The sequence below is a fragment of the Streptomyces sp. S6 genome, from assembly GCF_054880855.1.
Genome location: NZ_JBTYMC010000245.1, coordinates 1 through 10,055 on the forward strand (window position 1 = coordinate 1; position 10,055 = coordinate 10,055).

Below are 10,055 nucleotides of genomic sequence, written 5' to 3' on the forward strand. Positions count from 1 at the left end.
CGGACGGGCTGCTGCACGTGCTGCCGGGCGGCGCCGAGACCGGGGCCGCGCTCGTCGCCGACCCCCGGGTGCCCGTGCTGTCCTTCACCGGGTCCACCGGGGCCGGACGGGCCGTCGGGGAACTCGCCGGACGCCACCTCAAGCGCGTCCACCTCGAACTCGGCGGGAACTCCGCGCTGATCGTCCTTCAGGACGCCGACCTCGACGCCGTCATCTCCACCGCCGCCTGGGGGTCCTTCTTCCACCAGGGCCAGATCTGCATGACCACCGGCCGCCACCTCGTGCACCGCTCGCTCTACGACGCGTACGTCGAGCGCCTCGCCGCCAAGGCCGACTCCCTCGCCGTCGGCGACCCCTACCGCGAGCAGGTGCACCTCGGGCCGCTCATCGACGACGGACAGCTCGCCAAGGTGCACGCGCTGGTCACGGCGAGCGCCTCGGCCGGCGCCAAGCTCGCCGCCGGGGGCACGCACGAGGAGCGGTACTACCGGCCGACGGTCCTCGCCGACGCCGACGACAGCACACCCGCCTACGCGGAGGAGGTCTTCGGACCGGTCGCGCCGGTGCGGCCCTTCGACACGGCCGAAGAGGCCGTCGCCCTCGCCTCCGCGAGCACGTACGGCCTCTCCCTGGGCATCGTCACCCCCGACGTCACGCGGGGGCTCGACCTCGCCGCCCGCATCCCCACCGGGATCGTCCACATCAACGACCAGACCGTGAACGACGAGGCAGTCGCGCCCTTCGGCGGGCTCGCCGCGTCCGGGAACGGGGCGAGGTTCGGGGGCGAGGCGAACATCGAGGCGTTCACGGAGGTGCGGTGGACAACTGTGCGGGGGGATGTGGCGGGGTACCCGTTCTAGCTCTCGGCGGGCTTGTCCTGCTTCTGCTGCTCCGCGATCGACTTGCGCACCTCGTCCATGTCCAGCTTGCGCGCCTGTCCGATGACGTCCGTCAGGGCGGCCTCGGGCAGGGCGCCGGGCTGGGCGAAGACGGCGACCTGGTCACGGACGATCATCAGGGTCGGGATCGACTGGATGCCGAACGCCGCCGCGAGCTCCGGCTGGGCCTCCGTGTCGATCTTGCCGAACACCAGATCCGGGTTCGCCTCCGCCGCCCTCTCGAACACCGGCGCGAAGGAACGGCACGGGCCGCACCACGCCGCCCAGAAGTCGATCAGCACGAACTCGTTCTCGGTGACCGTCTTGTCGAAGTTCTCCTTGGTCAGCTCGATCGTGCTGCTGCTCATGGCGTCCAACCTCTTCCGTATGGGGGCATCCGTCCCCGCCAACACACCCGGGGACGTCGGTATTCCGGGCCCCTACCCCTGTGGCCCTGCCGTACGCCACCCACCAGACTGACCCCATGAGTGAAACGGAAACCCTTGCCTACGACGTTGTGATCATCGGTGCCGGGCCGGTCGGGGAGAACGTCGCCGACCGCACGCGTGCGGCGGGGCTGAGCACCGCGGTCGTCGAGAGTGAGCTGGTGGGGGGTGAGTGTTCGTACTGGGCGTGCATGCCGAGCAAGGCGCTGCTGCGGCCGGTGATCGCGCGGGCCGACGCGCGGCGCGTGCCGGGGCTGCGGGCCGCCGTCGCCGGGCCGCTGGACGTTCCCGCCGTCCTCACCAACCGCGATTACTTCACGTCCGGTTGGAAGGACGACGGGCAGGTCGGCTGGATCGAGGGGATCGGGGCGGACCTCTTCCGGGGGCACGGGCGCCTCAGCGGGGAGCGGACGGTGACGGTCGGCTCCAAGACCCTCACCGCACGGCACGCGGTCGTCGTCGCGACGGGCACACGAGCCGCGCTGCCGCCGCTCGCCGGGCTCGCCGAGGTGCGGCCCTGGACGAGCCGGGAGGCGACGAGTTCGCAGAGCGTGCCGGGGCGGCTCGTCGTCGTCGGCGGGGGAGTGGTCGCCGTCGAGATGGCCACGGCTTATCAGGCGCTGGGGTCTCAGGTGACGGTGCTGGTGCGGGGGGACGGGGGGCTGCTGCCGCGGATGGAGCCGTTCGCCGGGGAGCTGGTCGCGGAGGCGCTGCGGGAGGCGGGGGCGGAGATCCGGACGGGGGTGAGCGTCTCGGCGGTGAGCCGGGAGGAGGACGGCGCCGTGTGGGTCACCCTCGACACCGGGGACCTGATCGAGGCGGACGAGATCCTCTTCGCGACGGGCCGGGCGCCCCGGACCGAGGACCTCGGGCTGGAGACGGTCGGCCTGGCGCCGGGTTCCTGGCTGTCGGTGGACGACACCCTCCAGGTCACCGGCACGGACTGGCTCTACGCCGTGGGCGACGTCAACCACCGCGCCCTCCTCACCCACCAGGGCAAGTACCAGGCCCGCATCGCCGGCGCCGCCATCGCGGCTCGCGTCTCCGACACCCCCCTCGGCTCCGCCCACCACGCCACCGCCGACCACCACGCCGTCCCCCAGGTCGTCTTCACCGACCCCGAGGCGGCGTCGGCGGGCCTGACCCTGTCCGAGGCGGAGTCCGCCGGCCACCGCGTCCGCGCCGTGGACGTCGAGTTCTCCTCCGTCGCCGGGGCCGGACTGTACGCCGAGGGGTACAAGGGGCGTGCGCGGATGGTGGTCGACCTGGAGGCGGAGATCCTCCGGGGGGTGACCTTCGTCGGCCCCGGCGTGGGGGAACTGATCCACTCGGCCACCATCGCCGTCGCAGGGCGCGTGCCGATCGACCAGTTGTGGCATGCGGTGCCCGCCTATCCGACGATCAGCGAGGTGTGGCTGCGGTTGCTGGAGGCATACCGGGACAAGTAGGGGGCACATGGGAGGGGTCGGCCCCAAGGGGTGCCCAAGGGGTGTCTCTCCTCGGGGGAGGTCTCCCCTCACGCCAACTCGAACCCCAGCCCCTGCGCGGCGTCCGCCGGCGTGGGCTGCGCCCACCTCTCCGCCAGGACCTCGTTGGCCGTCAGGGACCTCAGCTCGGCCCGGTCCAGGTACAGCATTCCGTCCAGGTGGTCCGTCTCGTGCTGGACGATACGGGCGGGCCAGCCGGAGAAGAGTTCGTCGACGGGCCGGCCGGACTCGTCCTCGCCCTTGAGGTGGACCTCTGTGTGCCGGGCGACCACCGCCTGGTAGCCCGGCACGCTCAGGCAGCCCTCGTAGAAGGCGGCCCGCGCGGCCCCCACCCCGGTGTACGCCGGGTTGATCAGGACCCGGAACGGCTGGGGCGTGCGGGCGCGGGCGGACTGGATCTCGGGCGGGACCGTCGCGGGGTCTTCGAGGACCGCGATACGGAGGGGGACGCCGACCTGGGGGGCGGCGAGGCCGACGCCGGGGGCGGTGTGCATGGTGGTGCGGAGGGCGTCGATGAAGCGGGCGAGGAGGGCGGGGGAGAGCTGGCCCTCGTAGGGGAGTGCGGCTGTGCGCAGGACCGGGTCTCCGGCGGAGACGATCCGCAAGGGGCCGTCCGTGGAGAGGAGTTGCTCGATCCGGTCGGTGAGGACGGTGTTCGGGGATGGCATTGGGTCAGGATGCCACGGCCCGCATATCTGTGTGACGCAGGTCACTCAAGCTGCCGGGAACTCGACCACCCCTCTCCCCGACTACTGGACCGCAACGCCTGACCGCCCCGTCCCCAGCCCACGGAGAGCCCCCGCCGATGTCCACCGCTCCCCCGACCACCACGGACGACGCCGCGAGAACCGAGCCGGCGTCGAAGAAGCGAGGCCCTTGGGCGCCCCTGCGCCCCCTCGCCCTGCGGCTGCACTTCTACGCCGGAATCCTGGTCGCCCCCTTCCTGCTCGTCTCCGCGCTCACGGGGGTGCTGTACGCCGCCTCGTTCCAGGTGGAGAAAGCGGTGTACGACCACGAACTCACCGTCCCCGTCGGCGACACGAAGCTCCCCATATCGCGCCAGGTCGAGGCGGCCAGGAAGGCGCACCCGGAGGGAACGGTCTCGGCGGTGCGCCCCTCCCCGCAGGACGGCGCGACGACCCGGGTGCTGCTGTCCGGGGTGCGGGGCGTCGCCCCCACGCACACCCTCGCCGTGTTCGTGGACCCCTACACCGCGGAGGTCCGCGGCGCTCTGGAGCAGTACGGCTCGACCGGCGCCCTCCCCGTCCGCACGTGGATCAGCGAGTTCCACCGCAGCCTGCACCTCGGCGAGAACGGCCGCCTGTACAGCGAGTTCGCGGCGAGCTGGCTGTGGGTGATCTCGCTGGCCGGTGTCGCGCTGTGGTTCTCGCGCCGCCGGGCGCTGCGCAAGGTGCGCGGCACCACCGGCCGTCGGCGTGTCCTCGGCCTGCACGGCACCCTCGGTGTCTGGGTGGCCCTCGGCTTCGTGTTCCTCTCCGCCACCGGCCTCACCTGGTCCACGTACGCGGGCGAGAGCGTGACGGAGCTGCGGACCTCCCTCGGTCAGAGCACCCCCTCCGTGTCGTCGGCGGTCTCCGGCGGCGAGCACTCCGGCCACGGCTCCGCCTCCTCGGCCGGCGGCACCGGTGAGCACGGCGTCGGCCTCGACAAGGTCCTCGCGGCGGCGCGGGCCGAGAACCTCGGCGACCCCGTCGAGATCGTGCCCCCGGCGGACGCGGAGTCCGCCTACGTCGTGCGCCAGATCCAGCGCAGTTGGCCGGAGAAGCAGGACGCGGTGGCCGTGAACCCGGCGACGGGCGAGGTCACCGACACGGTCCGGTTCGCGGACTACCCGGTGCTCGCGAAGCTGACCCGCTGGGGCATCGACCTGCACACCGGGACCCTGTTCGGCCTGGCCAACCAGATCGCCCTGATGCTGCTGGCGATCGCCCTGATCGTGATGATCGTCTGGGGCTACCGGATGTGGTGGCAGCGCGGTCGGGGCAGTGCCTTCGGGCGGCCGATCCCGAGGGGCGCGTGGGCGGAGGTCCCGCCGTACGTGCTGGTACCGGCGATGGCGGCGGTGGCCGCGCTCGGCTACTTCGTGCCGCTGCTCGGCATCCCGCTGGCCGCGTTCGTCGTGGTGGACGTGGTGCTGGGGGAGATCGCGCACCGGAGGAAGAAGACCGCGGCGGTCTGAGGCGAGGCGTGCGCGGGGCCCGGTTCCGGGGCAGGGTCCGGGCCCTGTCCGTCGTCCACGCCCCGCGCTCATGTCCGCGCGGCCGTCTGCGCCGTGAGTTCCGCGTTCGCCCGCTGTGTCACCAGGGCGAGGACGCGGCCCGTCGTCGTCAGGTCCTCCTCGGGGATGCCGGCGTAGATCCGGGCCGACGCCTCGGCGATCTCGGCGGTGGCCGTCGTGTAGAGGGCGCGGCCGGCGGGGGAGAGGGTCAGGTGCCCGGTGGCGTCCTGGTCGAGGTGTCCCCTGGCGGTGAGGGAGGTGACGGTCTCGCGGTACTGGACGGGGTCGCCCTTGAGGGCGTCGGTGAGTCGGCCCGTCAGCTCCTGTGCGGTGAGGGGGCTGTCGGCGGTGTGGGCCGCGCGCAGGGCGAGGTGGTCGAGGAAGGCGAGGCGGTGTCGGCCGAGGACGCGCTCGGCGACCGCGCGGCCGGCGTGGTGGGCGAGGCCGATCGTGCGGCCGTCGGTGGTGGTCATGACTTCTCCCGGGTGGTGGTGTCGGTTCGGGGGTCGCCGGAACGGGTGAGGGGGCGCTCCTCCGGGGACGGCTCGGAGTCCGCCCCCTGCGGAGCCGCCGTGAGCCCCTCCAGAGATGCCGTCAGCGACGCCTCCACCGGCGTCAGCAACGGCGTCTCCAGCAGGGCCCGCAGCTCGGCCGCGAACACCCCCGCCCGCTCGCTGTGCTGCCCCCCGAGAGGCGCGAGCATCTGGTCAAGGAGGGTCTGGACGACGCCGATCGCGCGGCCGGTGACGGCGCAGCCCTCGGGGGTGAGGGTGAGGCGCATGGCGCGCGGGTCCTGGGGGTCCTTCTCGCGGGCGAGGAGTCCGGCGGACTCCAGGGCGCGGGCGAGCTTGGACACGTAGAGCGCTTCGAGGCCGGTGCGGTCGGCGAGTTGGCGCTGACTGGGGGTGAGGCCCGTGCGGTGCATGCCGTGCAGGGAGGCCAGGACGACGTACTGCGCGTGGGTGAGGCCGTGCGGGGTCAGTGCCCTGTCGACCGCGACGCGCCACTTGTTGGCGAGGCGCCAGACCAGGTGGCCGTGCGTCGCCTTCTCGTCTCCTGTGCTCATGCCTCAATACTGTACATGGCTACTATGTCCATGGCTACTATTTTCTCGAACTCCCTCGCGAACCCCGTCCGGAACCTCCCCGCGCATCCCGCCCGGCCCCTCCGGACGGCAGACGCGGCCCCGCCCACAGGTCTAGGTTGTGCCCCATGAGCAACCTTGATCGGGCCCCGGCACCCGCCCTCTGCGGCGGCCGGGGATTCGTCGTGGCGGAACCGGTCCGCGAACTCCTCACCCCCCGCCGGGTCCAGCTCGGCGGCTCGACCGAAGTCCGCCGCCTGCTGCCGAACCTGGGCCGCAGGATGGTCGGCGCCTGGTGCTTCGTCGACCACTACGGCCCCGACGACATCGCCGGCGAACCCGGCATGCAGGTCCCCCCGCACCCCCACATGGGCCTCCAGACCGTCAGCTGGCTGCACGACGGCGAGGTCCTGCACCGCGACTCCACTGGCAGCCTCCAGGAGATCCGCCCCCGTGAACTGGGCCTCATGACCTCGGGCCGCGCCATCAGTCACTCCGAGGAGAGCCCCCGCGACCACGCCCGCGTCCTGCACGGCGCCCAGCTGTGGGTGGCCCTCCCCGACAGTCACCGCCACACGGAACCCCGCTTCGAGCACCACGCGACGCTCCCCGAGGTGACCGCCCCCGGCCTCACCGCGACCCTGATCCTCGGCACCCTCGACGGCGCCACCTCCCCGGGCTCCGCCTACACCCCGATCACCGGCGCCGACCTCACCCTGGCCGAGGGGACGGACGTCCGCCTCCCCCTCGAACCGGACTTCGAGTACGCCGTCCTCGCCATGTCGGGCGAGACCCACGTCGACGGCGTCCCCGTCCGGCCCGGCTCCATGCTCTACCTCGGCTGCGGACGCACCGAACTCCCCCTGCGCGCGGCCACCGACGCGAGCGTCATGCTGCTGGGCGGCGAGCCCTTCGAGGAAGAACTCGTCATGTTCTGGAACTGGATCGGACGCTCCCAGGCGGAGATCGAGCAGGCCCGCGCCGACTGGACGACCGGCACCCGCTTCGGCGAGGTCAAGGGCTACGACGGCGACCGGCTGCCCGCGCCCGAACTCCCCGCCACGCCCTTGAAGCCCCGGGGGAGAACGCGTTGACCCGCTGAGCCGCCTCAGCGGTTCACCCGTCGGCGGCCCGTTCGGGGACGAGCCCCAGCGCGTACGTGGCGTCCCGGAGGAGGGACTCGGTGACACGTACGCCGGTGAGGCGTTCGGCCAGGGCGAAGGCCGCCGCCTTCGGATCGGCGTCCGGGGCGGCCTCGTCGTCGTAGTCGCCTTCGGGTGTCACGGGGAAGCCGGCGTCCCGCAGCAGGGGGACCAGTTCGTCGGGGGTGCTGCCATCGCGTCGCGCGGCGCTTTCGAACGTGGTGCGCGGCACACCGTCCTCGTACCAGTCGAAGAAGTGCATGGGTTTGCCGCCGTTGGTCGAGTGCGCCACGACCCGGCCGTCCTCCGAGAGCGTCTTCATGCACGGCTTTGTGATCCCCAGGCCGCTGTCGAAGCCGAGGACGAGTGTCCAGTCACCGCCCTCGCCCCGGACGGTGAAGGCGCCGGCGACGTAGGACTCGTCCCAGTAGTCGTCACCCGTCTCGTCGCGGGCGGTGTGATGCGCCTCGATCAGCCCGGCCGTGCCCTCACCGGTGCCGCGCGGCTCCGTCTCCATCGCGCGCAGCACCTCGTGCGGAGGGCGACGCCGGATCAGCGTCAGCGTGTATCCCACCTCTGTCATCAGCCGGAAGACCGGCGAGGAACGTATCCAGGCGTAGTCGTGCGCGGTTGCCGAGTTCATACCGTGGAGTGTGCCCGACGCCTCTGACAACGCCCGGACAGCAGCCGGACGCTCCCGCGCCGAAGGCGAACCCGAACGTACAGAACCTGAACTCCCGTATAAGGAAAGCGTGATGGGCCGGTGGCCCGCAGGGTGACTCGGTAGGCTCTTTCGGCGTGGTGGAGAAGATCCGTCTCGCGGACGTCGAGCACGTACCGACGGACGAACTGGTGCCCCTGATCAGCGACCGGTTCGACAACCTGGTCACCGTGGCGATCGCGGAGGCCGTCAGCGGGTACGTCCCGCAGCGCACCCGGCGGCTGCTGCGCAAGGCGGAGTGGCGGCAGGACTGGCAGGACGCGCTGCTGTGCGCGGACGGCGAACTCCAGGTCGCCACCGAGCGCATGCGGTACGCGCGTGACCCGAGACTGGAGACCACCGAGCACCGGCTGCGCCGGGTGCGGGTGCGCCGCAACGAGGCGAGCGTGCTGGTCAAGAAGCTGCGCCGGCACGACTTCCTGGGCAGCGTCGAGCGCAGGGCGGGCACCGACTCCCGGCTCACCGCGCAGGGCTGGCTGCGGGCCGCGTTCCCCGAGGAGTACACCGGCCTCCTCGCGCGCGAGCGCGCCCGCCTCGGCGTCGGTGTGGAGGCCGGGGAGCCGTCGTTCCGGGACGTCCACGAACAGATCGAGTACGCCTGCGCCCACGGCCTGCTCACCGCGCCCCGCACCCCCGAGGTCGACGTCCTGCTCGCCGCCGCCGACGCCGTCGTCCGCCACGCCGCCGCCGACGACGCGAAGGACCAGGAGGGGCGCAACGCCGCGCTGCGGCATCCGCTGCTGCTCGGGCGGTGGGAGAACGCGCTGCGGGAGCTGGGCCGGATGACGGCGGTGCGGGCGCGCGCCGAGACACCGCACGCGCTGGGGGTGCTGCCGGACGACTTCTACGCGCTGCCTCGCCCGGAGGCGACCGGCGTGCTCAACGCCCGCCGCTTCCTCGCCGCCCTCCAGCAGCGGCGGCTCGAATACAAGCGCTACGTCCGCCAGCTCACCCAGGTGCTGCGCGAGCGGAACCGGGAGAACCCGTACGTCGTGGCGGCGGCCGAGGCGAAGGCGGGCGCCAGCGCCCTCCTGGCCGCCCGGTACCCGGACGAGTACGCGTACGTCCTCGCCGCGCTCGCGCCCTACGAGGAGCGCGACGGAGCGCTGCCCCTGGCGCTCGTCTCCAGCCCCCGGCGGGCCGAGTTGAAGCGGGAGGTCCTGGCGGCGCTGGCCGACGGGACGTGGACCCCGTCCGGGTGAATCCCGCCGGGACGGGAACTGGGTTCGCGCGCACGGGAGTTCGAGAAGTGTGCGGTCATTCCCCCATGGTCGACTTGCGGTGATTTGTCCGAAACATAGGCTTTGTTATGTCATCCCCTCTCAAGGAGCTGATTTCCATGGGTATGGAACGCACGTTGCCGACCGAACTGACCGTCCAGGTGGACCACCTGGTGGACGCGCCCGAACAGGACGGCGTCTACCAGGACAGCGCCGAATGCGCGGCCCTCCTTCTCGTCGGCGGTCTGCTGCTGCTGTCACCGCCGACCCCCCGCCCGAAGCTGCCGGCGAAGAGCTGAGGGGAGCCGCGTTGGCAGAGCAGGCCCAGGAAGCGGTCCCCCTGCACACTGCGGTCGCCGACGCGGCAACCGGGGTCACCCTCGCCCTGCGCGAGGGTGGCCCTTACGCCGTGTCCCGCGTCCTGCGCCCCGAAGACCCCCTGACCCCGGCCGCCGTCCGCGTGCTGGGCGCCGACACCCTCGTCCCCTACAGCCTGGGCCGCGGCCCGGCCGACGACGACGGTCCGCTCGTCCGGCGGGCGCTCGCCGCCTACCCGCCGACCGAGGGCTCCGCCGTCTCCGCGTGGAGCCACCACGGTCTCGCCGAGGCGGCGCGCACACTGCTGCCCGGACCCTGGCCCCAGGGCGGGGCGCCCGACACGGACTGGACGGCGCGCGAACCCTGGCCGAGGCTCTCCTACCAGGTGTCCCAGCTCGCCGCGCTCGCCGCGCCCGGACTCGCGCCGGACCTGGAGGAACGGCTAGCCGAGCGGAGCGTCGACCTGGCGCGGCGGTTCGTGCGCGCGGTGCGGCGGCGCGACTGGCTCCAGGCGGCGCCC

The 10,055-nt window shown here is 72.7% G+C and carries 11 protein-coding genes and 1 pseudogene; 7 read left to right on the plus strand and 5 right to left on the minus strand.

Annotation, left to right across the window (positions count from 1 at the left end; translation table 11 throughout):
- The coding region (locus ACVNF4_RS26525; RefSeq protein ID WP_461805391.1) for an aldehyde dehydrogenase family protein at positions 1-860 on the plus strand (860 nt) is incomplete at its 5' end.
- On the opposite strand, the gene trxA is transcribed toward ACVNF4_RS26525, so the two are convergent.
- Positions 857-1,246 (minus strand): thioredoxin, encoded by a 390-nt coding sequence (gene trxA, locus ACVNF4_RS26530; protein ID WP_461805392.1) that lies wholly within the window; start codon positions 1,244-1,246, stop codon positions 857-859. The two genes, ACVNF4_RS26525 and trxA, sit on opposite strands and share 4 nt — an antisense overlap.
- A gap of 116 nt (positions 1,247-1,362) precedes the next feature.
- On the opposite strand from trxA, the gene ACVNF4_RS26535 reads away from it, so the two are divergent.
- Positions 1,363-2,772, plus strand: a complete 1,410-nt coding sequence (locus ACVNF4_RS26535; protein WP_461805393.1) for a dihydrolipoyl dehydrogenase family protein — start codon at positions 1,363-1,365, stop codon at positions 2,770-2,772.
- Between the two features lie 68 nt (positions 2,773-2,840).
- On the opposite strand, the gene ACVNF4_RS26540 is transcribed toward ACVNF4_RS26535, so the two are convergent.
- Entirely contained in the window at positions 2,841-3,479 is a 639-nt protein-coding gene (locus ACVNF4_RS26540) for a peptide deformylase (RefSeq protein WP_461805394.1), read from the minus strand.
- A gap of 137 nt (positions 3,480-3,616) precedes the next feature.
- On the opposite strand from ACVNF4_RS26540, the gene ACVNF4_RS26545 reads away from it, so the two are divergent.
- On the plus strand, positions 3,617-5,011 hold the full coding sequence (locus ACVNF4_RS26545) for a PepSY-associated TM helix domain-containing protein (RefSeq protein ID WP_461805395.1): 1,395 nt from the start codon (positions 3,617-3,619) through the stop codon (positions 5,009-5,011).
- 68 nt (positions 5,012-5,079) lie between these two features.
- On the opposite strand, the gene ACVNF4_RS26550 is transcribed toward ACVNF4_RS26545, so the two are convergent.
- Together ACVNF4_RS26550 and ACVNF4_RS26555 are read right to left on the minus strand one after the other, a co-directional pair.
- The gene (locus ACVNF4_RS26550; RefSeq protein ID WP_461805396.1) at positions 5,080-5,523 is read right to left on the minus strand and encodes a MarR family transcriptional regulator; all 444 of its coding nucleotides are present in this window, start codon (positions 5,521-5,523) and stop codon (positions 5,080-5,082) included.
- A 134-nt stretch (positions 5,524-5,657) separates the two neighbouring features.
- A pseudogene (locus ACVNF4_RS26555) lies at positions 5,658-6,116 on the minus strand (MarR family winged helix-turn-helix transcriptional regulator); the annotation flags it as partial.
- 146 nt (positions 6,117-6,262) lie between these two features.
- Between ACVNF4_RS26555 and ACVNF4_RS26560 the strand changes: the two are divergent.
- Entirely contained in the window at positions 6,263-7,228 is a 966-nt protein-coding gene (locus tag ACVNF4_RS26560) for a pirin family protein (protein ID WP_461805397.1), read from the plus strand.
- Between the two features lie 22 nt (positions 7,229-7,250).
- On the opposite strand, the gene ACVNF4_RS26565 is transcribed toward ACVNF4_RS26560, so the two are convergent.
- A complete protein-coding gene (locus ACVNF4_RS26565) occupies positions 7,251-7,919 on the minus strand; it encodes a DUF6461 domain-containing protein (protein WP_461805398.1) in 669 nt (222 codons plus the stop codon).
- A 155-nt stretch (positions 7,920-8,074) separates the two neighbouring features.
- On the opposite strand from ACVNF4_RS26565, the gene ACVNF4_RS26570 reads away from it, so the two are divergent.
- The 3 genes from ACVNF4_RS26570 to ACVNF4_RS26580 all read left to right on the plus strand — a co-directional run.
- Positions 8,075-9,199, plus strand: coding sequence for a hypothetical protein (locus ACVNF4_RS26570; RefSeq protein WP_461805399.1), 1,125 nt, complete (start codon positions 8,075-8,077; stop codon positions 9,197-9,199).
- 137 nt (positions 9,200-9,336) lie between these two features.
- A complete protein-coding gene (locus ACVNF4_RS26575; protein ID WP_461805400.1) occupies positions 9,337-9,516 on the plus strand; it encodes a hypothetical protein in 180 nt (59 codons plus the stop codon).
- Positions 9,517-9,527: 11 nt separating this feature from the next.
- Positions 9,528-10,055, plus strand: a 528-nt coding sequence (locus tag ACVNF4_RS26580) for a hypothetical protein (protein WP_461805401.1), incomplete at its 3' end; no start/stop codon positions are given.

What these genes read in the sequence shown, in the direction of transcription:
- ACVNF4_RS26560 (WP_461805397.1), top strand. Translation starts at nt 6,263, where the DNA reads ATGAGCAACCTTGATCGGGCCCCGGCACCCGCCCTCTGCGGCGGCCGG.
- ACVNF4_RS26540 (WP_461805394.1), bottom strand. Translation starts at nt 3,479, where the DNA reads ATGCCATCCCCGAACACCGTCCTCACCGACCGGATCGAGCAACTCCTC.
- ACVNF4_RS26535 (WP_461805393.1), top strand. Translation starts at nt 1,363, where the DNA reads ATGAGTGAAACGGAAACCCTTGCCTACGACGTTGTGATCATCGGTGCC.
- ACVNF4_RS26545 (WP_461805395.1), top strand. Translation starts at nt 3,617, where the DNA reads ATGTCCACCGCTCCCCCGACCACCACGGACGACGCCGCGAGAACCGAG.
- ACVNF4_RS26565 (WP_461805398.1), bottom strand. Translation starts at nt 7,919, where the DNA reads ATGAACTCGGCAACCGCGCACGACTACGCCTGGATACGTTCCTCGCCG.
- trxA (WP_461805392.1), bottom strand. Translation starts at nt 1,246, where the DNA reads ATGAGCAGCAGCACGATCGAGCTGACCAAGGAGAACTTCGACAAGACG.
- ACVNF4_RS26550 (WP_461805396.1), bottom strand. Translation starts at nt 5,523, where the DNA reads ATGACCACCACCGACGGCCGCACGATCGGCCTCGCCCACCACGCCGGC.
- ACVNF4_RS26575 (WP_461805400.1), top strand. Translation starts at nt 9,337, where the DNA reads ATGGGTATGGAACGCACGTTGCCGACCGAACTGACCGTCCAGGTGGAC.